At 45.8% G+C, this 24106-nt stretch carries 19 protein-coding genes; 9 read left to right on the plus strand and 10 right to left on the minus strand.

Going from position 1 to position 24106, the window contains the following annotated elements; genetic code table 11:
- Positions 1 to 42: 42 nt before the first annotated feature.
- Complete coding sequence (locus EKG39_RS04750; protein ID WP_126504575.1) at positions 43 to 1314, minus strand: serine/threonine transporter; 1272 nt, start codon at positions 1312 to 1314, stop codon at positions 43 to 45.
- Between the two features lie 600 nt (positions 1315 to 1914).
- Between EKG39_RS04750 and yjjX the strand changes: the two genes are divergently transcribed.
- The 5 genes from yjjX to EKG39_RS04775 all read left to right on the plus strand — a co-directional run bounded on the left by yjjX (position 1915) and on the right by EKG39_RS04775 (position 7495).
- On the plus strand, positions 1915 to 2484 hold the full coding sequence (gene yjjX, locus EKG39_RS04755; protein WP_126504576.1) for an inosine/xanthosine triphosphatase: 570 nt from the start codon (positions 1915 to 1917) through the stop codon (positions 2482 to 2484).
- Between the two features lie 781 nt (positions 2485 to 3265).
- Entirely contained in the window at positions 3266 to 4294 is a 1029-nt protein-coding gene (locus EKG39_RS04760; RefSeq protein WP_246028402.1) for a bifunctional helix-turn-helix transcriptional regulator/GNAT family N-acetyltransferase, read from the plus strand.
- Between the two features lie 234 nt (positions 4295 to 4528).
- Positions 4529 to 5572: an NADP(H)-dependent aldo-keto reductase gene (locus EKG39_RS04765; RefSeq protein WP_126504577.1), complete on the plus strand. Its 1044-nt coding sequence runs from the start codon at positions 4529 to 4531 to the stop codon at positions 5570 to 5572.
- A gap of 159 nt (positions 5573 to 5731) precedes the next feature.
- Positions 5732 to 6943: a cysteine desulfurase gene (locus EKG39_RS04770; protein ID WP_126504578.1), complete on the plus strand. Its 1212-nt coding sequence runs from the start codon at positions 5732 to 5734 to the stop codon at positions 6941 to 6943.
- A 114-nt stretch (positions 6944 to 7057) separates the two neighbouring features.
- Positions 7058 to 7495, plus strand: a complete 438-nt coding sequence (locus tag EKG39_RS04775; protein WP_126504579.1) for a SufE family protein — start codon at positions 7058 to 7060, stop codon at positions 7493 to 7495.
- Between the two features lie 18 nt (positions 7496 to 7513).
- Here the strand turns inward: EKG39_RS04775 and EKG39_RS04780 are convergent, their stop codons facing one another.
- Positions 7514 to 7804 (minus strand): putative quinol monooxygenase, encoded by a 291-nt coding sequence (locus EKG39_RS04780; RefSeq protein WP_126504580.1) that lies wholly within the window; start codon positions 7802 to 7804, stop codon positions 7514 to 7516.
- 294 nt (positions 7805 to 8098) lie between these two features.
- On the opposite strand from EKG39_RS04780, the gene EKG39_RS04785 reads away from it, so the two are divergent.
- Positions 8099 to 9280, plus strand: coding sequence for an AAA family ATPase (locus EKG39_RS04785; protein ID WP_126504581.1), 1182 nt, complete (start codon positions 8099 to 8101; stop codon positions 9278 to 9280).
- A gap of 177 nt (positions 9281 to 9457) precedes the next feature.
- Here the strand turns inward: EKG39_RS04785 and EKG39_RS04790 are convergent, their stop codons facing one another.
- From EKG39_RS04790 to EKG39_RS04805, 4 genes are all read right to left on the minus strand, one after another.
- Positions 9458 to 9832, minus strand: coding sequence for a PH domain-containing protein (locus tag EKG39_RS04790; RefSeq protein WP_126504582.1), 375 nt, complete (start codon positions 9830 to 9832; stop codon positions 9458 to 9460).
- 259 nt (positions 9833 to 10091) lie between these two features.
- Positions 10092 to 12008 (minus strand): peptidase U32 family protein, encoded by a 1917-nt coding sequence (locus tag EKG39_RS04795; protein ID WP_126504583.1) that lies wholly within the window; start codon positions 12006 to 12008, stop codon positions 10092 to 10094.
- A 133-nt stretch (positions 12009 to 12141) separates the two neighbouring features.
- Complete coding sequence (locus EKG39_RS04800) at positions 12142 to 12459, minus strand: cupin domain-containing protein (RefSeq protein WP_126504584.1); 318 nt, start codon at positions 12457 to 12459, stop codon at positions 12142 to 12144.
- Between the two features lie 167 nt (positions 12460 to 12626).
- Positions 12627 to 13307, minus strand: a complete 681-nt coding sequence (locus tag EKG39_RS04805; RefSeq protein WP_126504585.1) for a nitroreductase family protein — start codon at positions 13305 to 13307, stop codon at positions 12627 to 12629.
- A gap of 172 nt (positions 13308 to 13479) precedes the next feature.
- Between EKG39_RS04805 and EKG39_RS04810 the strand changes: the two genes are divergently transcribed.
- On the plus strand, positions 13480 to 15198 hold the full coding sequence (locus tag EKG39_RS04810; protein WP_126504586.1) for a sensor domain-containing diguanylate cyclase: 1719 nt from the start codon (positions 13480 to 13482) through the stop codon (positions 15196 to 15198).
- 200 nt (positions 15199 to 15398) lie between these two features.
- Here the strand turns inward: EKG39_RS04810 and nagB are convergent, their stop codons facing one another.
- Positions 15399 to 16187, minus strand: a complete 789-nt coding sequence (gene nagB, locus EKG39_RS04815) for a glucosamine-6-phosphate deaminase (RefSeq protein ID WP_126504587.1) — start codon at positions 16185 to 16187, stop codon at positions 15399 to 15401.
- Between the two features lie 277 nt (positions 16188 to 16464).
- Between nagB and EKG39_RS04820 the strand changes: the two genes are divergently transcribed.
- Positions 16465 to 17112 (plus strand): pseudouridine synthase, encoded by a 648-nt coding sequence (locus tag EKG39_RS04820; RefSeq protein ID WP_246028403.1) that lies wholly within the window; start codon positions 16465 to 16467, stop codon positions 17110 to 17112.
- Positions 17113 to 17211: 99 nt separating this feature from the next.
- On the opposite strand, the gene EKG39_RS04825 is transcribed toward EKG39_RS04820, so the two are convergent.
- The 3 genes from EKG39_RS04825 to prfB all read right to left on the minus strand — a co-directional run bounded on the left by EKG39_RS04825 (position 17212) and on the right by prfB (position 22587).
- On the minus strand, positions 17212 to 19656 hold the full coding sequence (locus EKG39_RS04825) for a sensor domain-containing protein (RefSeq protein ID WP_126504588.1): 2445 nt from the start codon (positions 19654 to 19656) through the stop codon (positions 17212 to 17214).
- A 259-nt stretch (positions 19657 to 19915) separates the two neighbouring features.
- The gene (lysS, locus tag EKG39_RS04830; protein ID WP_126504589.1) at positions 19916 to 21418 is read right to left on the minus strand and encodes a lysine--tRNA ligase; all 1503 of its coding nucleotides are present in this window, start codon (positions 21416 to 21418) and stop codon (positions 19916 to 19918) included.
- 70 nt (positions 21419 to 21488) lie between these two features.
- Positions 21489 to 22587 (minus strand): peptide chain release factor 2 gene (gene prfB, locus EKG39_RS04835; protein WP_185817518.1). Its coding sequence is split into 2 segments (ribosomal slippage): positions 21489 to 22511 and positions 22513 to 22587, totalling 1098 coding nucleotides; the frame shifts between segments, so codons are not numbered across the junction.
- A gap of 220 nt (positions 22588 to 22807) precedes the next feature.
- Between prfB and EKG39_RS04840 the strand changes: the two genes are divergently transcribed.
- Positions 22808 to 23791 (plus strand): pentapeptide repeat-containing protein, encoded by a 984-nt coding sequence (locus EKG39_RS04840; RefSeq protein ID WP_126504591.1) that lies wholly within the window; start codon positions 22808 to 22810, stop codon positions 23789 to 23791.
- Positions 23792 to 24106 lie beyond the last annotated feature (315 nt).

The raw sequence follows: 24106 nt of genomic DNA on the forward strand, positions 1-24106 counted from the left end.
AAATAGTACTGACCCTCTAACAAGCATGATGTATGACTTAATTTAAGACAACATGCCGAATAGAATCGCCGTCATTGCTAACAGGCCAGCAATGATAACGAAGATGTTGCTGATACGACCGCGATAAGCTTTCAGTGCCGGCACTTTGTAAACCGCATACATTGGCATCAAGTAAAGTATTGCGGCGATGATTGGACCACCTAACGCTTCGATCATACCCAGGATGCTTGGGTTGATGATGGCAACACCCCAAATGGTGAAGAACATGAAACCAAGAATAAACTTATCAACTTTCTTTTCTGAAACTTCTTTCTTACTGCCAGCCAGTTGCTTAGTGATCAGTCCTTTCAGACCTTCAGCAGCTCCCATGTAGTGACCGAAGAAAGAAGATAGAATTGCAATAGTCGCAATGATAGGACCAAAATAACTCACAAAGCCGCTTTCATGAACGTTTGCCAGGTAAGATAGAATCGCCAGGTTCTGTTCTTTAGACTCAGCAAGTTGTGCCGGGCTTAGAGAAAGCACGCAAGAGAAGACGAACAACATTACGAAGCCAACCAGCATCATAGTTGTATTACGTAGAATCACATCGGCTTTCTTAGATGCATTCTTACCGTGCTCACGCTTCAAAGAGACAGAGAACTGTGAAATGGCTGGAGAATGGTTAAAAGCAAACACGAGTACCGGTATGGTCAGCCACACTGTACCTAAAAACTCTCCGGCAGCAGGCACCTGTGTCAGCGCATCCATCTTCCAGCTAGGAATAAGGTAGAGAGACATAAAGGCCAAAATTGCAACCAGTGGGTATACCAGGAATTGAGTCACCTTCAACATGAACTTCTCACCGGAAACCATCACTGACATCATGCCCAGGATAAGCACACCAGATAATAACCAACGTGGTGGTGAAGCCATTCCAAGTTGGTTAACGATGAAACTGTCGATAGTATTGGTAATACCAACACCATAGATCAAAACGATTGGGAAGATAGCAAAGAAGTAGAGTAAGGTTATCGCCTTACCAGCTCCAACACCAAAATACTCTTCAACTACGTGAGTGATATCGCTGCTCTGCTTTTGTGAAGAACAGACAAACCGAGACAGACCACGGTGAGCCAGATAGGTCATAGGACCGATGATGAGTGCCATCATGACCAATGGCCAAAAGCCCCCCATACCAGCATTGATAGGTAGGAAAAGAATACCAGCACCGACCGCGGTGCCAAATAGACTCAACATCCAAGTTGTATCCTGACGTGTCCAACCCTGACGGCCAGCTTCTTGTACTTGGGTATTAATCGCTTCTTCTTGCATAAATATTACCTTTGAGGTGCTAATAACACCTTTGGTGTTCTTGGTATAAACAGAAACGTCGAAATGAACAGTTCACTTCGAAGTAAGAGCAAATTTCGGGGCAAGAATATAGATATGGAATCGTGAAAAATTGATCTGGAACCGGGTTTTGTAATCAAATTTCAGAACAAGCTGATATTGGGATCAATGTCTAATTTATTATGTTCTAAATTTTCATATTGCATCCACTTCGGCAACCTGATTGAACCTCGAATTAACATCGAAACCACATACATTACCTATCGGTGATATTCGAGAATCAGAGATTTAACCTCGAGTTACGAGCCATATCTCAGAAACGGGAAAATTCGAGATGCAACCCAGCAATCACGCCGTAAAACTTGAGGCAAATCACAGTCGATTTAGCTATAAAAATAGCCAGAGCTAGCGGGACCCACTAAATCAAGTTTTCATGCACTGGGTTCAAATAACAAATCCCACAGTTGATGACACTTTCAGTGATGGGGAGTAAAATATTTGCCAACGAAAAGCTAAACCCATGTTTTAGTTATAACTCCCCCAAATCAGATACGATAATCGATAAACAGGAAAGTGATAAGCATGCAAGAGATCTCCAATCTGAAGAAAATAAGAGTCCTGGTTGGTTCGACGAATCCGGTAAAGATCAATGCAGCAAAAGTGGCCATCTGTCAGATATTTCCGCAAACAGATATAGAGTGCGTAGGTATTCACTCTCCTTCCGGTGTTCCTGACCAGCCTATGACCGAGTTGGAAACCCGACAGGGAGCAATCAACCGGGTCTCTTATTGCCAATCTTTAGCCGAATCTGGTGAGCAATCTGCACAACTATTTGTGGCTATGGAGGGTGGAGTGGATAACTTTGAGCATGGTCCGGCAACGTTTGCCTATATTGTTGTCGCCACAGCCACGCAAGTTTCTGTCGGTCGCAGCGCACTGTTACCACTCCCCTCATGCGTCTATCGCTCATTAGCTGCAGGGGAAGAACTTGGCGATGTCATGGATAGATTATTTAATACCGAAAATATCAAGCAACAAGGCGGAGCTATTGGCCTACTGACCAGAGGACACGCAACCCGTGAGAGTATCTACACCCAGGCACTTATTCTTGCCATGGCTCCTCTATTAAATCCTGAGCTATATCAAGACTAATACCAATCAGTATAAAGATGTGATCGCTCAGCAAGAATTTAGTGCTTCTGAGGCAAGGCCATTGATTGCTCCTCGGTAACAGCTCCTTGCGTTACTCTCGATAATAGCTCCTGCATTATTCTACCTTCAACCATCCTTGGTCTCGTACCTCCTGAATCTGACCTCTATGGAAGGAGGAAATGTCTTATTTTGGATGGAACAAATTAGACCATATAGTCGTGCATAAATGGCATTCCCAACATCTGACCTCCAAGGTCTTAAACGTTCCGTACGCTTTAATGACATTCCCCATATCCCTATGGGTCAGTGGAGGAAATGTCTTTAGTATGTCAGGAACATACAAGACCATATTGCTCGCAACGATTAAAGAGCATAGTGACCCTAGGTTTAAGCTCGTTAACACAGCATCGGATGCGCTAAAACTCGCCTTTCAGGAGTGTTTTTTGCTGCCTGCTTCTGCGTTGAATGACTTCACAAGGGATCACCATTGTCTCATCCATTCGCCTTGAATCAGTTTGCTAAAAATCACTCTGAGCAGATCACTTTCTTATACTGTTTGGTATGAAGCATTACAATTATTGACTTGCATTTTTGCCAGTAACTCCCTAGTTTAGTGACTTAATCTTTAGTTTGAAGTTATTTAGCTCTCACCTATATGCGATTAACCAGAACCCCCTCTTAACAGAAAAATCTGATCCACAAACACTTGCATTCTTCCTCATTACCCTCTAGGTTAGACAATTAGATGTTAGTCGCAACTAATTAAGAGGTTGGTGGAACCGTGTTAAATAGCAAAGGTGATACTTTTAGCAAGGATAAGGCAGAGCAGGTGCAAGGCTCTGATCTCAGAACATTATCCAGACACTTAGTCAGACAGTTAGGCATGCTCAATTCGGCATGTGGCGATCTGCCCCTCTCTCCGGTTCAGGCTCACGCGTTGCTCGAACTCAGGCATCAGGCGATTCCGATAAAGCAACTCGCTCAAACTCTCAATATAGATAAATCTAATGCCAGCCGAGCCATTACTAACTTAGTGGAAAAAGGGCTTGCACATACAAAGAGCAACCCCAAGGACAGCAGAAGTCTGCTCGCCCACCTAACTCCTCAGGGAAAGAAGTTACTTAACAAGCTGGATCAGCAACAAAATATGATTTTTGAGCAGATCCTGTCGCAACTTTCAGCCGAAGAGACAGAGCAGATAGAGAATGCGATATCCCTCTATCATAAAGCGATTTGCTGCTCCCAAGCTCAACAGGGATTGACCATCCGCAAGATAAAACCGCAAGATGATCAAGCTATGGCTCAGATCATTCGTGAAGTCTCTGCCGAATATGGCCTCACCCCGGATAAAGGCTATGGCGTCTCAGATCCCACTCTGGACTCTCTCAGTCAAGAGTACCGCTCCGATAACGCCTGCTACTGGGTGATAGAGGAAGATGGGGTATTACTGGGTGGCGGAGGAATTGCACCACTCAACGCAGAGACTAACTCTGTTGAAAGTGATGCTTTTAAATCAGAGCCAGAACCTGAGACAGAGTCGGTCTTCGAAGATGGAGTTTGCGAGCTTCAGAAGATGTATTTTTCACACCAACTGCGTGGCAAAGGTCTAGCGAGACGCCTCGCCTATCAGGCGATCGACTTCGCACGTGAACGCGGTTTTCACTCCTGTTATTTAGAGACCACAGACTGTCTCAGGGAAGCCGTAAAACTCTATGAATCAATAGGCTTCGAGCACCTGCAGTCCCACCTTGGTAATACGGGCCACGATGCCTGTGAGATGCCGATGTTATTGAAGTTAACGAAAAACTGAAACGCTTAGATATGAACTAAGACGTTGGCCTTTGGGCTAATCGACGCTTAGCTGTAGAATCTAAGACGACGCCCTTTGGGCTATTGAAAAAGACTAGAGCTTGCGTCAGATGAATGGGCGCAGCCATCACATCGTCGCATCCGCCACCTGATATATCTAGTCTTTCCCCCAAAACCTTGTTAGCCTCAAATGATTCTCGTTGCGCAATCAGCGCCAAAATAGAGTGGAGATTTTATGGAATATAGACGTATCCCACATTCCAGCCTTGACGTAAGTGAACTCTGCTTAGGTACCATGACTTGGGGTGAGCAGAATAGCCAAGAGGAAGCTTTTTCCCAACTCGATTATGCCATAGGTGAAGGCATTAACTTTATCGACACGGCAGAGATGTATCCGGTCCCCCCCAAAGCTGAAACTCAGGGGGAAACGGAACAAATTTTAGGTAACTACCTAAAAAAAAGTGGCAACCGCAATAACCTTGTCATCGCGACTAAGGTCTCGGCACCTGGTGGTAAGAGTGACTATATCAGGCCGAATATGGCTCTGGACTGGCGTAATATTCATGAAGCGGTCGATGCCTCCCTGGAACGACTTCAAATCGACACCATAGATCTGTATCAGATCCACTGGCCAGACAGAAACACCAACTTTTTCGGCGAGCTCTCTTATCAGCAGATCGATGACAATGAAAAACAAACTCCCATCATAGACACGCTTGAAGCCTTGGCCGACTTGGTCAAGTCAGGAAAAATCCGCTACATAGGTGTATCCAATGAAACCCCCTGGGGTCTGATGAAGTACCTGCAATTAGCAGAAAAGCACGGTCTCCCCCGCGTCATTAGTGTCCAAAACCCCTATAACTTGCTCAATCGCAGTTTTGAAGTGGGCATGGCTGAAATAAGCCACCGGGAGGAGGTGCCACTACTGGCCTACTCACCGCTGGCATTCGGAGCTCTTAGTGGTAAATACCTCGATAACCAATGGCCTGAAGGTGCACGACTGACCCTGTTTAAACGCTTTGCACGCTATACAGGCAGCCAGATGGCACTCGAAGCGACGAAGGCATATGTCGAGTTGGCAAGAGAGTTCAATATGAGCCCGGCCCAGATGGCACTGGCATTCGTTAACTCACGCAAATTTGTCTCCTCCAATATCATAGGTGCAACGAGTCTTGAGCAGTTAAAAGAGAACATCGACAGCATTAATACCAGTATCTCACCCGAGTTACTTATCCGCCTGGATGAGTTGGCACAGATATACAGACTGCCTTGCCCTTAACAAAAATGAGTAACAGCAGTGATAAGTGATAAGTAGAGACTTGCAATATATTCTGGATGACAGAATAACAAGCAAGCATAAATGACACTTGCAATAGGCGTTGAGATCTCCGAAGATCACAACGCCTTTTCTTTTTAATATATACCTGCGGATTAAACCATGGACCTTACCAAATTGCGCGCTCAATTTCCGACTCTGGAGCAGACCTTAGAGGGGTATCCATTGTGCTACCTGGATACGGCGGCCACCAGCCAGAAACCGCAGCGAGTCATGGATGCTATGGTTCAATATTATGAAAAAGATAATGCCAATGTTCACAGGGCCGCTCATCAACTGTCATCCAGAGCCACCAGCCAATATGAAGCGGTTCGCGACACACTTACCCGTTTCATTAACGCTGAGCGCCGGGAAGAGATAATATTTACCCACGGCACCACAGAAGCTATCAATATGGTGGCTTATGGATTAACTGCTCATATTAAAAAGGGCGATCTGATCCTCATAGATACCGCGGCTCATCATGCCAACATTGTCCCCTGGCAGCAGCTTGCCCAGCGCACCGGCGCAATCATTAAGCCCATTCCCCTAACAAGTGAATGTCGTCTCGATGAAACGGCCTATGATGCGTTACTGCAAGACAAGCCTGCCATTGTTGCACTAAGCCATGTCTCTAACGCCTTGGGTACACTTAACCCGGTTCACTCCCTGATAGCTCGTGCCAAACAAGCCGGCGCACTCACTTTAGTCGACGGCGCACAGGCAATTGCTCATCTGGCTGTCGATGTCCGAAGTATCGATTGTGATTTCTACGTATTCTCCGCCCATAAAATGTATGGTCCAACCGGGGTTGGTGTGCTTTATGGCCGTTATGAGATATTAGATACTCTTGCCCCCATGATGACCGGCGGTGAGATGATCAAAAGCGTCAGCTTCGAAGCTACGGAGTTTAATATTCTGCCAAACAGGCTCGAAGCAGGAACCCCACCGATCGCCGAAGTGATAGGCTTAGGCGAAGCCATCGCCTTTATTGACGAGCTTCCGAGAACCGAGACCTGCAGAGTGGAGAATGAATTAATCTGTTACTTACAATCTCAGCTCGAGCAGTTAGGCGATATCATCCTATATGGTGCTCATCAGGATAATGTCGGTGCCGTGGCATTTAATCTGGCTGGGGAGCACCATCAGGATGTTGGGATATTATTAGATCAGCAGGGAATTGCGGTTCGTTGTGGCCATCATTGCGCCATGCCACTGATGCTGAGCCTGCAGATCAAGGGCTGCTGTCGTGCATCGGTCGGTGTATATACCAGCAAAGATGATATCGACAGTTTTATCACCGCACTCACATCGGTAAAAGAGTTGCTGTTATAATCAAATTCCAGGTTCTAGGTTCTAGGTTCTAGGTTCTAGGTTCTAGGTTCTAGGTTCTAGGTTCTAGGTTCTAGGTTCTAGCAAATTATTAAATTAACCGTATTCAGGTCAACTATGAGTCAAGCAGTACAGCCCGCCACAGAGGAGTTTTTAGCACTTAAACTCGACAGCAGTGAGATATTACCTCTGTTTGATAATGCCAATAATTGGCAAGAGCGCTATCGTCAAATCATGCTGCTTGGTAAAGCTCTGCCTAAACTAGACGAGGAGTTTCGTGTTGAACAGGCACAAGTCAGAGGATGCGAAAGTAATGCTTGGCTGTACCACTGTGAAATAGAGGGCAAACATTACTTTCTTGCCGACAGCGATGCCCGTATCGTAAAAGGCTTGGTAGCTCTGTTATTGGCAGCTTGTCATGGTAAAAGCTCAGAAGAGATAGCTACTTTTGATATAGAAGGCTACTTTGACCGGCTAGGATTAACGGGCCAACTTAGCCCGTCACGCACCAATGGACTGTTCGCCTTGGCTAAGGCGATTAAAGCATCCGCTTAGAAACGAATAGCGACAAAATCAGCCTATTTTAGTCATCTCGCTGATCACAAAGCTTGCAACCGCCCCATCAACGGCTTTCAGGTATGCCTCGATATGTTCACTACCAAGATGAGCCTGCAATAATGCTTTACTTTGCCACCCTTCATAAAACACAAAGAGTTCGGGTCGCTCGTTATCCTGATGCAAGTCGTACTGCAGACAGCCCAGCTCCTTACGTGTTGGCTCAATCAGTTTAATCAGCTCTGCTTTCACTAGCTGAACTTGATCTTGTTTCGCTTCGATACGGGCTACGACAGTTAATATATTCATGGCTTACTTCCATTGGATTATTTGAATTAGCAACAATTATAGAGAGCTATATTCAAAGATAAATACGTCAACCACTCGAACACTTTCAAAATATTTTTGTTAATGAAGGCGTGTTAACCCAGACAACAGCAGTAAAAAGATAGCGCATTATTAATGCGTTTACTGCCGAAAATAAAATGGCCGAAATCTATTTAGACATATTTGATGATATCAAGCCCGCCATCTGGCGAATGGTTAGAGTTAATGTCACTATCTACCTTAAGCAAACTCAATCCCGGGGACAACTGAATACCTATGCTCACCACCTTGGCCATTCAAAATTATCGCTCTTTACGGGAGATCAGAGTACCACTCGAGCGACTCAACCTCGTCACGGGCGCTAATGGCAGCGGTAAGTCCAATCTCTATAAGGCGCTGCGCTTACTCGCTCAAACGGCACAAGGCGGAGTGATTAATGCACTAGCGTTGGAGGGTGGGCTGGAATCCAGCTTTTGGGCCGGTCCCGAAAACATCACCAAGGGAATGCTCGATGGTAGTACAGCTATCGAACCGACCGTTCGTCAACAGGCTAAGCGCCTCAAGCTGGGGTTTGCCAGCGATGAATACAGTTACCTTATCGAACTCGGGCTTCCTAAGCCTGACTCGACAACCCTGTTCGGTTTAGACCCCCAGATAAAACGTGAATCTATCTGGGTCGGTAATAAATATCGTCCCGCATCGGTACTGGTTGAACGCCGTGGAGCACTGGTTAAAAACAGAGCCGAGAACAGCGGTCAGGCTGGCTGGCAGGTGTTAAATTTACATATGCAGCACAGTGACAGCATCTTCACCGAGCTTGCAGATCCCGAGCGTACGCCGGAGGTCATCAAGCTTAGAGATAATATCCGCGCCTGGCGCTTCTACGATCACTTTCGCAGTGATAGCGATGCGCCTGCTCGTAAGTCTCAACTCGGCACTCGCACACCGGTTTTGCATCACGATGGCAGAGATCTGGCTTCGGCTATTCAGACTATTTTTGAGGTGGGTGACAGAGCAGGATTCGATGAGGCGGTTAGCGATGCCTTTCCCGGCGCCAGAGTGCATATCGAATATGAATCTAACGGCATGTTAAGCGTGCGATTTAATCAAGAGGGGCTGTTACGCCCGCTCAATGCGGCAGAGCTTTCCGACGGGACACTCAGGTACCTGCTGCTCGTCGCCGCCCTGTTAACGCCCAGACCGCCCGAGCTGATGGTGCTCAATGAACCGGAAACCAGTTTGCATCCGGATCTGTTACCTGCACTATCTCGACTGATAGCTAAAGCTTCACAGCAGTGTCAACTATGGGTCGTCTCTCACGCCAACCGTTTGATCAACGCCCTCAATGAATTTGAACACTGTAATCTGATTGAACTGGATAAGCAGCTGGGGCAGACCGAGATCCTAGGTCAGGATATATTGAGCAAGCCAAGCTGGAACTGGCAGAGCCGCTCTTAGCTACCGTAGCAACAAGAGTAAGATAAAAACCACGAGCCGGAAGCGAGTTGCTCCCGGACTCAAACTGATGACTCATAGCTAATCACTCATATCACCCTAGGTTCTAGGTTCTAGGTTCTAGGTTCTAGGTTCTAGGTTCTAGGTTCTAGGTTCTAGGTTCTAGGTTCTAGCAATAAACTAAAGCGAAAAGTTTGCGATCGTCTTCTGAATACCGACCACATCGGTGCCCTTTTTAAGTTCTTTAACCAAGGGATCTTTCTGACCCGAAATCCATAATTTAAGCTCAGAGTCCATATCGAAGCGTCCGGCGGTTTCAACTTCGAAGTGGGTAATTGCCTTGTAGGGAATGGAGTGATAACTGACTTTCTTGCCCGTCACCCCCTGCTTATCGATTAAGATGAGTCGCTTGTTAGTAAAAACAAACATGTCCCGTATGACTTTATAGGCCAAATGTAGCTGTTCGTTATCACCTAAAATTGGATTTAGCTCTTCGGAGAGCTCCTCTAAATTAACTTCAGATGCATTCCCCATCAGTGAATCTAATAATCCCATATTTCTTCCTTAAAAAGTGCTTGGTCCTTATACCGAGTAGCATAAGTGCCCATCTATAGATGAGTCTCAAGATAGCATATTACATCAGGGTTAACAGAATCTAAATCAATGGCAATTCAAAGGGAAGTTAGAGGTAGAATAGGAAATTTGAAACAACAAACAAAATTACAGAGTAAAGAGATAGTTGAATAAAAAATAAAGCAACTGCAACCTTTGGGAGACACGATGTACTCCAAAGGTTGCCTTGAGTTCGAGAACCCTAGCCTCTGCCGTCGCTCTTCACCTGACGATTGGCGCCAACCACCATCATTTCACACTTAGGGCAATCGAAAACCAGCTTTAAAACATCTTTACCTATCTCAAGCACCATAGGCTCAGCCTTGATCCCCGGCACCTCTTTAGGGCACAAATTGAAGTTGAATCGTAAGCAGTGCTTAGTCACCATTAAAGGCACCTCTTCGGTGATGCCGTTCTTCTCATAGGTATCTTCAATCTCAATGACCCCATGCTGCTGGTAGAAGTCTTTCGACTTTTGGTTTGCCACATTAGCCAGATAACTAAGGTGCTTGGTCGGATACATGGCGTCTTGATTATGTTTCCAAGGCTGCGGTCTTTGATACTCATCGACTCGGGCTTGCTCCAGCGCTGCAACTGCATCGCGACGAAGTCCATTAATCACTGAGGCTGGCGCAAACCAGACCTGTTCGGTCTCGACAGTGATCTCACGGGCAACAAAATCGGTACTGCCAAGTTTGCCTAACTGTTTACGCAGCTTTGCGCCGGCGCTTTCAGGTTCATTGGCGGCCTGTTTATCTAAAGGCAGAGTCACCACGCCCCGATGACCATAGATATCTGTCATTGTAAGCATGATGCCATCAGGAGTATCTGTCAGCTTGATATCGACTTCGATAGCACGCTTCGATGACTCCTTGGCTAACACCGCCTCGAATGCCTGGTCACGGTTACGGTAGATAGTCATGCCCACCTCAAGATCGCCAGGCACCGCCAATACATGCAGTTTATTACCTTCGGCGCGATTCAATCGTAAGCCTCTCAACTTATCATCGGACTGCTTGGCACTGGCATAGTTTGCCGGGAAGTAACAAAGGCCATCACCATTATTAAAACTATGGGTGGAGTTGACCTCGATATAGTCTTTGCCTAAGGCTTTAACGGTTGCGACCTCTTCACCAATATATTTTGGTGAGCGAAAGTCACTGACCCCCTGACTACGCTCATGAACAAAGTAATCTGTTCGCCCACGGTTAAAGGTCTTCTCTGGATTTGGAGTAAAATTATGCACGCTGCGGCCATGAGATGAGGCTTTCAATTCCGGGCGGCGAGCGATGATCTTGTCCAGCTCCTGCCTGTAATGGGCGGTGACGTTTTTCACATAGTTGATATCTTTCAGGCGTCCTTCAATCTTAAACGAGCGAACGCCAGCATCGATCAAGGCTTCGAGGTTATCGGTTTGGTTATTATCTTTTAGCGATAACAGATGCTCATTTTCGGCAAGTACTTCGCCCTGACGGGTCTTAAGCTCACCAGGGAGACGACACATCTGAGAGCATTCGCCTCGATTGGCGCTGCGGTTGCTGAATGCATGGCTTAAGTTACACAGACCACTGTATGCCACACACAGGGCACCATGAATAAAGAACTCGAGTTGCATCTTGGTATGAGCCGCCACTTCGCGGATCTGACTTAATCCCAGCTCGCGGGCGAGTACCACCTGTGAGAAACCAACCTGTTCAAGGAAAACCGCTTTTTCTGCGGTGCGGTTATCCATCTGAGTGCTGGCATGCAGTGCGATAGGAGGAAGGTCGAGCTGCAGTACTCCCATATCCTGTACGATGAGTGCATCGGCACCGGCTTCATAGACCTGCCAGATCAGCTTTTCTGCATCAGCCAGTTCGTCATCCATCAAGATGGTATTGAGCGCAACGAACACCTGGGCATGGTACTTATGAGCAAAACTACAAAGTCTGGCGATATCTTCCACGCTATTACCTGCAGTTGCACGAGCGCCAAAATCAGGGCCACCGATATAGACCGCATCGGCACCATGAAGAATCGCTTCCATACCAAATTCGGCATTTTTAGCCGGGGCAAGCAGTTCTAATCGGTTCGATATATGCGAGATATCATCGGGTGTAAAGATGGCAGCTTTGCTCATAAAAAGTCACTCAAAAGGTTAACGCGAAATTTTGGTGGGATATTATAGCAAAAAATGATCCTCAATTGGGATTAGCTAATATAAAATCACAATCTGTCATTAAGAGCAGATGAACAAGGTGAGCAGGCCAAAATCAGTAATGTACTGCTAACCATAAGGTTTCAGTCTCTTCACTGGTCCAGCTCACCCTATGTTTTCTATGTGCCTCTATATCGACATAATCGCCCGTTTGCAGGTGTATAAGCTCTCCATGTTCAAACTGTAACTTGGCTTCTCCCTTCAACACCATCACCCACTCGCTTCTGTCTTGATCGTACCACTGACCTTCAGGAGTCACATGGGCCTTAGAGATAATACGCTCGATTAACACCTTGTCGTTGCCACCCACCTGCTCAAACACTTCCATAGACAGATCACCGGGGAGCTGATTTAAAATATTACTCTTATTCATATATCCTCAATATCAATCTCATAAAGCCGGCTATTGTTCAGGCTTCTCAGCACTCACTCTTTGATAAAGAGCAAATAAAGCCGACCGCTCATAACTTAACCATCAGACTATTGTGTTAAGCGACACAAAAAGTCCCCGTCACCCCCCAAAATTTTTCGATATCTGGATTAAAGAAAACTGGCGATCTCATCTAACGACTTTTTCTGGGTAGAATGAGCCGGGATCGTTGCCCCCTCATCCGGGTACCCGACCACAATCAGCATATAGGGGCGGTCGACATCATTATCTCGCCCACAGACCTTACTCAGAAAAGACATAGGCTTAGGTGTGTGAGTTAAGGTGCCAAGACCCGCATGATGCAAAGCTTGCAACAAAAAACCGGTAGCAATACCTACAGACTCATGGACATAGTAATTCGTTTTACTGGCATCATTTTCTATTCCGCCACGCTTTTGAGAAAATACAGCAATAAGCCATGGCGCGCGTTCGAGGTATGACTTATTGGCATCGGTCCCTAAAGGTTTCAACGCCTCCAACCACTCCTCCCCCGCTCTGCCTTCGTAAAAAGAGCGCTCCAATGCCTCTGCTTCATGACGGATCTGAGCTTTGACTTCCGGGGAGCTTATCGCTACGAAGTGCCAAGGTTGGTGATTCGCCCCGCTAGGTGCGGTTGAGGCAGTTTGAATACATTGCTCGATAAGCGCTCTGGATACCGCTTTATCAGAAAACTGCCTGATAGAGTGACGTCTTTTAACGTCATCGTAATGGCTCTTAGCTCTGGCGAGCATCTCCTCTTCACTGTATTCAATAAAGTCTGTCAGGGGAAAATGGGCTTCAGTTGCTGTCATCTCTCTTCCTTGTATTTTTATTCTCTGTTTACCATAACCCAAGAAGGGCAAAAAACCAGCAAATAAACCTGCAGCAACTTATAGCGAGTAATTCTGTACATTTTTGCGCCACAGCTTTACTGTTAACGGTAACCCTAAAAGTCTTAACCTAAGGTTTACACTGGCTTCAACTATGCAGCGTGTTACTCTCGCATTCGTATCCCTGTTCTTGGCAATATTATCAAGTCTATTGCCTGTATTAGCTGCGCCTTTAGATACCTCGAACGTATTTAAACAACCGATAGGTAAGGAGCTGCTTTTCCTTCAAGAGCAACACCCCCTCTCACTTAATTCAGCCCTGTCACACTATCAGCAAGGGGACTTTACCGCTTCCCATTCAAACGTACTCAGCTTCGGTATCGGCTCTAACCCCGTCTGGTTAGCCTTTGACGTAGACAACCCCCTCGATTCGCAGGTTAAAAGGCGTATTCAGATAGCCACATCCTGGCTAGACAATGTCGATATCCATTTCATTTCAACGCACCTCCCTTACGGTAGAGCGGCTTTGAGCCAGTATTCGGGGGACAGAAGTTCATTTATCCAACGTCATTCCGACGATAGATATTTCAGCTTCGATCATGCCTTTCCTCCCGGTGGGACAAAGGTATTAATTCGTATCGAATCGCCGGACCCTATGGTATTACCGGTCTACTTTTCAAGCCTGGACGTTGCACAGCAGAGGGCTCATTTTCAAAATTATAGCTATGGCTTTCTTTATGGCGCAGTGATCTGCCTGCTGATCTATAATCTAATGTTATTCATCGGAATGCGGAGCATCAGCTACCTCCTGTACTCTATGTTTCTGCTCTCATTTCTATTGATGAATTTATCCTACACAGGCCATGGTTATCAATGGATATGGCCTCAGCTCCCATCATGGCAACAGTGGGCAAACCCTGTGTTCATGATGCTTTTCAATGTTGCTGGTTTACTTTTTGCACTACGTTTCCTGCGGGTAAAATCTTTCCTGCCTGGAACCTACAAACTCACTAAGCTTATCTGCGTCCTATTCCCGTTTTTACTACTCATGGCTTTCGTCATGGGCGATCAGGTGTTAGGCCTGATTTTTGCTTTCGACTTTATGCTTTTGTTTTCATTTATGATGATACTGCTTGGCGTGATGGCATTAAAGGCGGGAAATCCAAGCTCTGGCGTATTCCTGCTGGCATCGACATCTTCAATGGTTGGTGCCGCTGTGACAGGAATGGCGGTTTGGGGATTTATTCCGTTTAACAATCTAACCTATCGCGCTGCCGAGATAGGTATTCTCATCGATATAGTGCTACTGGCATTAGCGCTGGCCAGTAAATTTCGCGCCACCGAGAGGCTGAAGATCATTGCCGAACATCAGGCGAAAACAGACCCTCTCACGGGGCTCAATAATCGTCGGGCATTTTATGAAATCACCCAGTCATTCTGGAAACAAAAGAAAAGTGGAACAGGGATATCGGTGATCATTATCGATATTGACTATTTTAAGGTTATCAATGACACCTACGGTCATGTCGCAGGCGATGATGTTCTTACACAATTTGCAAATCGATTAAACAAGAGCCTAAGACAACAGGATATTGCAGCACGTTGGGGAGGAGAGGAGTTTATTATATTACTTCCCCACACCCGACTGAAAGAGGCTTCAACAATTTCGAAGCGGCTGTGTGAGAGCATTTCGAACCATCCATTTACTATTGAAAGCAATGAATTTCAGGTAACCGCCAGTATCGGGCTCGCCCATGGACGACCAGATGGATTAACTCTTGAACACCTGATCTCCCTCGCAGATCAACAGCTCTATCGAGCCAAAAAACGCGGAAAAAATCAAATAAGTTATGAGCAAGAGAGTGTGGCATAGCAGGTCAATACACAAGGAAGATTTCATACCATCAGACCTTCATGGATGGAGTCAATGCCAGTTGATGCCGGGAACATCTATGGCCATGGCAAATCTTCATCACTCTTCTATTACAAGAACTCCTGACACAAATAAACCATCATTATGGATGGCTTTCTGTAAGAGTTCGGACCGATGTTCAGAGCCATGCTTACAACTGACTAGGGGAGTTTAGCCATCAGCTTCTGGTTTTCATTTTCGATGTGTATATAAAAGTCACGGTCTGACAGCTTAGATGCTGCGGCCTCGTCTATCACCAAAACCGCATCGGTGTGTAGTTGTAGCGCAGATGCCGGGCACGCAGCCATCAAAGGTCCTTCCACAGTGGCCAAAATGGCATCGGCTTTATTCTCACCGGTTGCCAATAACACCACTCTCTTCGCATCTAAGATGGTACCAATCCCCATGGTCATCGACAAATGAGGCTGATACTCATCATCGCGAAAGAATCTGGCATTATCTTCGATAGTAGCCTTAGTTAATGTCTTTACACGAGTCCGTGACATTAAGCCTGAAGAGGGCTCATTGAAACCTATGTGACCGTTACGACCAATGCCCAGAAGCTGAATATCGATACCACCGGCGGCTTCTATCTTCTCCTCATAACCCACACAGGCTTCCAGTGGATTGTCGGCATCTCCCGGGGGGACATGAGTTTGCGCCTTGTTGATATCGATATGATTGAACAACTGCTGATTCATGAAATAGCGATAACTTTGCGGGTGTGTCCCCTCCAGTCCCAGATATTCATCAAGGTTAAAGCTAGTCACATCCCTAAAGGAAACCAACTTAGCATCACACGCCTCAATCAGGCCTCGATATAGTGAAACCGGGGTCGATCCTGTCGCCAGACCTAAAACAGAGTTAGCCTTCTTCTGTAGTTGCTTAATAAAAATATCAGCGCCATAAGCTGCGACTTCGGCACTATCTTTTAAAATGACGATTTGCATAATTTCAGAACCACCCACACCCAGTTAGATACATAATCAATACTTGATAACATTACTATAACCTCAAATGACAACGCTGTCATTACTAATTATTAAACAGTGAACAAGTGGATCAGAGACGTTTTAGAGTGATAATAGACTCTCAATAAAAGGGGCAATGCCTATTGATTTATATTGCTTACGGATACCGCTCGCTGGTTCGGGTTATACTTAGCCCAGCTTAAGACCAATGACCGAACCAGAGATGCCAGAACAAAAACCGATGCCACGACCACAAATGGATAGAAGCACAGAGAGCAATACTTCAGATAAGATCAATACTGAGTGTGTATCGATAAGCGATGCTTCTCAACCACATCACCACTATAAAATTTTCAAGCCCTATGGTTACCTGAGTCAATTTGTGCCAGAAAGAAGAAAGAGTAAAAAGCTACTCGCCGAACTGGCCTTATTCCCGACTGGCACAATGGCAATCGGCAGGCTTGACCATGACTCAGAGGGGCTACTTTTATTGACCACTGATGGTATGGTCAGCCACCAGGTTCGCAGTAAAAAAATTGAGAAAGAGTATTATGTACAACTTGATGGGGATATCGATGAAGATGCAATACTTAAGCTGCAAACCGGGGTCGAAATAGGTATAAAGGGGGAGAAATACCTCACATTGCCCTGCAAGGCATACAAACTTAAAAATGAACCTGAACTCCCCAGTAACGGACGTAAGCCACGAGATCCCAGACATGGCCCGATGAGTTGGGTCTCTATCACGATAAGTGAAGGGAAAAACCGTCAGATAAGAAAAATGACCGCTGCCGCAGGTTTTCCGACTCTGAGATTAGTCAGAGTAAGAATAGGCAATATTCATCTCGAAAAGATGCAATCCGGTGAAGTTATTCAACTTGATGACCCATCGGATATCCGATGATTTGATATTCAAATAGCCTCTTTCGCTCAACTCACTCGAACAGCTCCCGACTTTAACGGAAACGAGAGCCCGTCGAGCCGCAATACAGAAGCACTTTAATCAGAGTAAGAATTTCTGTAAGTCTTCGGGTAACTGAGGTCTGCTGTAGAGGTACCCCTGAACTTCATCACAGCCGCTTTCACGTAAAAAATCGGCCTGTAGCTCTGTTTCAACCCCCTCCGCAACCACTTGTAAATTTAATGCATGACCCAGGGCAATCACAGCTTTAGCAATGGCGGTATTGTTAGCGTCAACTGGAATATCCCTGACAAAAGATTGATCAATTTTTAATTTATGAATAGGCAGCTTTTTCAGATAATTAAGTGACGAGTAGCCGGTACCAAAATCGTCTACAGAAAGTTCAATGCCCAAATCACCTAACACCCTGAGATCACGAGCAGCCGCTTCCGGGTCCGACATCATAAAGCTCTCGGTTACTTCTAACTCCAACGACTGAGCAGGAAAGCCGGTCTCACTCAGGATCTGTTTAACCTCGTCGACAAATGAGCTTCGCTTTATCTGCTGACCGGCGACATTCACCGCGATGCGACCAAATGTTTTTCCCTGTCCAATCCACTTAACACCTTGCTGGCATGCCTCTCTCAGCACCCAGCTACCGATCGAATTAATCAGGCCTATCTTCTCAGCGATGGGTATAAATATCCCTGGAGAGATAACGCCTAAGACAGGATCCTCCCACCTGAGCAAGGCCTCGAATCCGACAGTTTTAAGGCTATTGAAATTCAACTTCGGTTGGTAAACCAGATGGAAGTTCCCCTCTTCCAGAGCCACATGCAGTGCACTTTGCAGCTTAAGATGCTCACGAGACTCTAAGGTCAGAGACTCAGTGTAAAAAGCATAACTGTTACGACCATCCTGCTTAGCCCTGTGCTTAGCCGCATCGGCATTTCTTAACAGGGTGTAACAGTCCTTGCCATCATGGGGGTAGACAGAGACGCCCATACTGGCGGTCAGTCTAATCTGCTCGTTATCCCCTACAGAAAATGGCTGATCGAAGGCTGCCCTTAACTTACTCACGGCTAAGGTGAGCTCTTCACTGCCTCCGCCCTCAGGAAACAACACCACAAATTCATCACCGCCAATACGCGCAAGCGTATCCTCGGTACTCTTTTGCATCGTCAATCTGGCAGCAAGTTCAACCAAGATCTCATCACCCATTAGATGACCGAAACTATCATTGATATGTTTAAACAGATCTACATCGATAAATACGATGGCCAACTGGGAGCCCTGATGTTGAGCATGACGGATCTCCTGCTCGATCTGGGCAGTCAATGTCATCCTGTTAGGCAGTTTGGTTAATGGATCATGGTAAGCAAGGTGGGCCAATTCGGCTTCACTCTTCTTCTGTGCCGAAATGTCAGCAAACACGGCAACGAAATAACGCACCAAGCCATCATCACCAAGCATGGAGCTGAGGGTAAGCAATTGCGGGAAGATGGCGCCATTCTTACGTCGATTCCAGATCTCTCCATGCCACCGTCCCTTGTGCAACAGCCCTGTCCACATGTCACCATAGAAGGCTTTATCGTGTCGACCGGAACTGAACATGCTGGGATTTTTACCTAATACCTCCTCCCTTGTGTACCCCGTTATTTCAGAGAAAGCACCATAAGTTTCAAGGATCTTTCCATCTCGGTCGGTGATCATCACCCCTTCGACAGAGTTTTCAAATACCCGTCCGGAAAGCTCTAACTGTTCTTGTATAGCCTTATGTTGAGAGATGTTTCTGGATAGTCCTATGACCCCCTTAAGACTACCATCATCGGTCACGACAGGAACTTTCGAGGTCTCCAGCCAGTATCTATCGATTTCGGCATGCTGTCCCTTACACTCGCCCACCGTGATCTGCTCGCCCTTATTAATGGCTTCAATATCGGCTTGAATAAACTCTTTGGCTAAGTCGGAAACAAATAACTCTTCATCCGTCTTGTTGATAATCTCTTCACGGGTTTTCCCCCATGATTTTTCGACACTTCGGTTGAAAATGACATAACGCCCATCAACATCTTTCATCCAGACATGTTCTTTCAAACTATCGATAAAAAGCTGTAGTTCTATGTTTCTCTCTTCATCTATAGCACCTCTTGCTTCAGATTCTTGCTGTCGATAACCGCGATAGATATTTGCCAGATGAAGTTCGATATTGTCTGCGGCGAGCTGAGCAAGCTTCCGAGCCTGCTCGGGAACTTCGGGAAGATTATCGGCTTGAACAGTGAAATTGACACTAAGCTCACCAAAGACTGCTTTTGATGGCCACAATACTTCGATAGAGAAACTGGTTTCAGAGCGTCCATTTTGGACATTGCTCACCACATCAGAGGTAACGTCTTTAGCCTTCACTTCGGCTGCGATTTTTTCACATAGTTGCCCCTCACCATCAATGACACTCAGCACAATAGTGCAGTTCATGAGATTGGCAATAAGCTCAACTGACGCCTGCCACTGTAACCAGTGATCTTGAGGTATTTTAATATCAATCATGGCGAAACCAACTTAAACAAGGTGTAACTCCAATAATTTGAGGAACCCAAAATGCTGAAAAAATGATTAGTGAAAACAAAGCAATGATGAATCACTTTTAACACTATTAAAATAAGTGTGAAACTTCAACATAGAAAGAAAAAAACCAGCCAAATGGCTGGTTTTTAATAAACTGCTACGCAATATTAAATCAATAATGCGCGGCTATAGTTCCGACTGAGTGTTAGTCAAGAACACTCAAATCAATTCCAAACTAATCTTAAGCCTGTGGACGCATAGCCGGGAACAGGATCACGTCACGAATAGTATGAGTGTTAGTAAATAACATCACCAAACGATCGATACCTATACCTTGACCCGCTGTCGGCGGTAAACCGTGTTCCAGAGCTGTGATGTAATCGGCGTCATAGAACATAGCTTCATCATCACCGGCATCTTTAGCATCTACTTGAGCCTTAAAGCGGTTATCTTGGTCTTGTGCATCGTTTAGCTCAGAGAAACCATTAGCAACTTCACGTCCACCAATGAAAAACTCGAAACGGTCAGTGATGAAATGGTTATCATCATTACGACGTGCAAGCGGTGAGATATCTGCAGGGTAGCCAGTAATAAAGGTAGGCTGCATAAGCTGAGTCTCGGCGGTTTCACCGAAGATCTCCTCAAGAAGCTGACCACAGGTCCAGAACTTCTCGATTGTCATGCCCAGGCTCTTAGCCAGGTTACGCATAAACTCGACATCTTTCACTTCATCGTAAGTCATAGACTGGATCGTGGCATTGTCCGGGTTGTACTTCTTAATCGCATCCAACATGCTTAGGCGCGCATATGGACCACCGAAATCGACAACGTGCTCACCGTATGGCAGTTTTGGAGAACCACAAAGCTCGGTAGCAATAGAGCTTAGCATCTCTTCGGTCAGATCCATCAGATCTTTATAATCTGCATAGGCCATATAGAATTCCATCATAGTGAACTCTGGGTTATGGCGAGGCGACAGACCTTCGTTACGGAAGTTACGGTTAATTTCGAACACACGTTCGAAGCCGCCAACAACCAGACGCTTAAGGTAAAGCTCTGGTGCAATACGCAAGTACATAGCGATATCTAGAGCGTTATGATGCGTCTCGAACGGACGAGCCGAAGCGCCACCTGGAATGCTGTGCATCATAGGCGTTTCAACTTCCATGAACTCTTTCTTAACCATGAAGTTACGGATAGCAGAAACAACCTTCGAGCGCATAATGAAGGCTTCACGAGACTCTTCGTTAACGATCAGGTCGATGTAACGCTGACGGTAACGCGTTTCCTGGTCTGTCAGACCGTGGAATTTTTCAGGCAATGGACGAAGTGCCTTAGTCAACAGCTCGTAATCTTCCATGTTCACGTAAAGATCGCCTTTACCTGACAAGTGAAGTTGACCGGTAACACCGATAATGTCACCAATGTCCAGCCCTTGGAATTTAGCCTTAAGCTCTTTCTGAACATCTTTTCCGGCATATGCCTGGATACGTCCACTGACATCTTGAATGACCAGGAAAGGACCACGCTTTGCCATGATACGGCCAGCGATACTGCGTTGAATGCCCATGCCTTCAAGCTCTTCTTTGGTGTTATTACCAAACTCTGCCTGAATGTCTGCCGCTTTGTGTTTACGATCGAAGGTATTCGGGTGACCATTTGCAGGGCAGTTTTCGCGAATGTGCTCAAGCTTGGCACGTCGCTCTGCAATTAATTTGTTCTCATCTTGTACTTGTTCAGTCATCTTCTTCTCTCGTAAATGTTACAGATCACACATTAAAATTAATTAGTTAGCTAATTAAGCTAAATATCACTTATAAGCCAGATTTCAGGCTGGCTTCGATAAACTTATCCAGATCGCCATCGAGGACACTCTGGGTATTACGGCTCTCGACGCCGGTACGCAGATCCTTAATACGTGCATCATCGAGTACGTATGAACGGATCTGGCTACCCCAACCGATATCAGACTTAGAATCTTCGGCTGCTTGCTTGTCGGCATTTTGCTTGAGCATCTCTAACTCATATAACTTAGCTTTAAGCTGTTTCATTGCTGAATCACGATTCTTATGTTGCGAACGGTCATTCTGGCATTGAACCACGGTATTAGTCGGAACGTGTGTAATACGGATCGCCGATTCTGTTTTGTTGACGTGCTGTCCACCAGCGCCCGAAGCGCGATATGTATCGACTCTCAGATCTGCCGGGTTAATATCGATCTCAATCGAATCATCAATTTCCGGATAAACAAATACCGAACAAAAAGAGGTATGACGCTTACCCGAAGAGTCAAATGGTGACTTACGCACTAAACGGTGAACACCTGTTTCAGTTCTCAGAGAACCGAAGGCATATTCACCTGTAAATCTAATGGTCGCACCTTTAATTCCGGCCACATCACCATCAGTAACTTCAATAAGTTCCGGTTTATATTCATGTGCCTCGCCCCAACGCAGGAACATACGTAGCACCATATTGGCCCAATCCTGAGCCTCGGTACCACCCGAGCCTGATTGAATGTCCAGATAACAATCAGCAACATCGTGAGGGCCGGAAAACATACGACGAAATTCAAGTTCTTCGAGTCGCTTCTCCAGGCCATCGAGCTCACTGCTGGCATCATCGAAGGTTTCTTCATCATCCTCTTCGACTGCAAGCTCAACTAAGTCCTGAACATCTTCCAGACCTGAGTCCATATCATCAATTGTCTTAACTACGGCTTCTAAAGAGGAACGCTCTTTACCTAAAGCCTGAGCATTTTCCGGATTACTCCATACTTCAGCACTCTCTAATTCTGCACACACTTCTTCCAGACGCTCTTTCTTAGCATCGTAGTCAAAGATACCTCCGGAGTAGAAGGGTGCGATCGGCAAGGTCTTTGATTTTAAATTTAACCGGATTTACTTCAAACATAACTCTTCTACTTAAAATACGTTGGGCAGAGACTGCAAACCCGCTATTTTAACTCAATAGAGACATTTCGACCAGAGCATGAAGGTGATGAATTGCGGTTATTTCAACCTTTATTTCAACTCGGGTTATTTCAGATTATTGAACCTATGTTGGCTAATCCCCTCCTTAATCAATAGCTAATAAAGACACAAACCTTAAATCTCCTGTCTATACTTCCAACATGACCGAAAATACTCCTACATGCTGCTATCACGAAGATGAAGGGTTTTCCTGCTCAGAACCTGCAGGAAGCTCTGGGTTGTGCTACTGGCATGACCCTAAAATCATTAAAAATAAGCCCGAGGATATCCATAATTTGGAGCAGTTCGCCCGTAATGGCGGCATGCTCAGAGGCTTGGCGCTTAAACGCGCCAAGTTGCCCGGTATAGACCTGGTCAGGCATCATCAGAAAGTCGGTTTCGATATGACTCACGCCGAGTTATATCGCGCAGATCTGCAAGGTGCACATCTATTCAACCTCAATCTTCATAAAGCCAGTCTGATGAAAGCAGATCTCAGAGACTCAAATGTTCACTGCGCTAACTTAGTAGGGACGAACCTATTGGGCATCAAGTGGAATGGCGCCAAGATTGAGAACATCTACACCGGAACAAAATTAAAACAGGAAACCTTAGCCTTGGAAGCCGTACGTGTCGGTGAAAAAGAGATAGCCAGAGATTATTTTGAGCAGGCGGAAGAGATCTACCGCGACCTTCGTAAAGCCGCCGACCGAGAGGGTCTGTTTGCGATGTCGGGAGACTATATTCGCAAAGAGCTCACCATGCGCCGCCATCAAATGCCAAAGTATAGCTTTCACCGAATAATCTCTAAAATGATCGATCTGTTCTGTGGCTATGGTGAAGCACCATTGCGGGTGATTGGATTTTCACTGGGTCTGATTATTGTCTGCGCCATTTTCTATCTTTTTACGGGGCTGAGTTATGACGGTCAGATCCATGTCTTTGAAACGAGCCACGGTTTTTCAAAAAATGTATATCTGTTTTTCAACTGTATTTACTACTCGGTCGTGACTTTTACGACCCTGGGATATGGTGACTTTACGCCTATCGGCTTCTCGCGAGCCATTGCAGCGATAGAGGCATTTACCGGCAGTTTCACCATAGCACTGTTCGTGGTCGTCTTTGTGAAAAAGATGACAAGATAAAAAGGTAAGCAGATTCAGGTTTCTAAATGTTGTACCTGTATATTCCTGCTTCTGATTCCCGGCTAATAGCTCGTAGCCCCTCCCGACACTTTTGAGGGGTAGCTCACATTTCAACTTGACACATTCAAGCCAACCCCGCAATCATCGCGTGTTTTGTGAAGATCTCTGCAGAATCAGTGCCGGATAATACTGCTAAGACCTGATCCACAATCAGCCGTGGTTATACTCATTAGAATTAAAAATGATCTCTTTATCGCTCACGCTTTGCAGAGCGATCCCTCCCTACATATAAAGAGACCTCATTGTACCAACAAA

It is taken from the genome of Shewanella atlantica (genome assembly GCF_003966265.1).
Classification (GTDB): domain Bacteria; phylum Pseudomonadota; class Gammaproteobacteria; order Enterobacterales; family Shewanellaceae; genus Shewanella; species Shewanella atlantica.

What these genes read in the sequence shown, in the direction of transcription:
- EKG39_RS04750 (WP_126504575.1), bottom strand. Translation starts at nt 1,314, where the DNA reads ATGCAAGAAGAAGCGATTAATACCCAAGTACAAGAAGCTGGCCGTCAG.
- yjjX (WP_126504576.1), top strand. Translation starts at nt 1,915, where the DNA reads ATGCAAGAGATCTCCAATCTGAAGAAAATAAGAGTCCTGGTTGGTTCG.
- EKG39_RS04765 (WP_126504577.1), top strand. Translation starts at nt 4,529, where the DNA reads ATGGAATATAGACGTATCCCACATTCCAGCCTTGACGTAAGTGAACTC.
- EKG39_RS04770 (WP_126504578.1), top strand. Translation starts at nt 5,732, where the DNA reads ATGGACCTTACCAAATTGCGCGCTCAATTTCCGACTCTGGAGCAGACC.
- EKG39_RS04775 (WP_126504579.1), top strand. Translation starts at nt 7,058, where the DNA reads ATGAGTCAAGCAGTACAGCCCGCCACAGAGGAGTTTTTAGCACTTAAA.
- EKG39_RS04780 (WP_126504580.1), bottom strand. Translation starts at nt 7,804, where the DNA reads ATGAATATATTAACTGTCGTAGCCCGTATCGAAGCGAAACAAGATCAA.
- EKG39_RS04785 (WP_126504581.1), top strand. Translation starts at nt 8,099, where the DNA reads ATGCTCACCACCTTGGCCATTCAAAATTATCGCTCTTTACGGGAGATC.
- EKG39_RS04790 (WP_126504582.1), bottom strand. Translation starts at nt 9,832, where the DNA reads ATGGGATTATTAGATTCACTGATGGGGAATGCATCTGAAGTTAATTTA.
- EKG39_RS04795 (WP_126504583.1), bottom strand. Translation starts at nt 12,008, where the DNA reads ATGAGCAAAGCTGCCATCTTTACACCCGATGATATCTCGCATATATCG.
- EKG39_RS04800 (WP_126504584.1), bottom strand. Translation starts at nt 12,459, where the DNA reads ATGAATAAGAGTAATATTTTAAATCAGCTCCCCGGTGATCTGTCTATG.
- EKG39_RS04805 (WP_126504585.1), bottom strand. Translation starts at nt 13,307, where the DNA reads ATGACAGCAACTGAAGCCCATTTTCCCCTGACAGACTTTATTGAATAC.
- EKG39_RS04810 (WP_126504586.1), top strand. Translation starts at nt 13,480, where the DNA reads ATGCAGCGTGTTACTCTCGCATTCGTATCCCTGTTCTTGGCAATATTA.
- nagB (WP_126504587.1), bottom strand. Translation starts at nt 16,187, where the DNA reads ATGCAAATCGTCATTTTAAAAGATAGTGCCGAAGTCGCAGCTTATGGC.
- EKG39_RS04820 (WP_246028403.1), top strand. Translation starts at nt 16,465, where the DNA reads ATGGATAGAAGCACAGAGAGCAATACTTCAGATAAGATCAATACTGAG.
- EKG39_RS04825 (WP_126504588.1), bottom strand. Translation starts at nt 19,656, where the DNA reads ATGATTGATATTAAAATACCTCAAGATCACTGGTTACAGTGGCAGGCG.
- lysS (WP_126504589.1), bottom strand. Translation starts at nt 21,418, where the DNA reads ATGACTGAACAAGTACAAGATGAGAACAAATTAATTGCAGAGCGACGT.
- EKG39_RS04840 (WP_126504591.1), top strand. Translation starts at nt 22,808, where the DNA reads ATGACCGAAAATACTCCTACATGCTGCTATCACGAAGATGAAGGGTTT.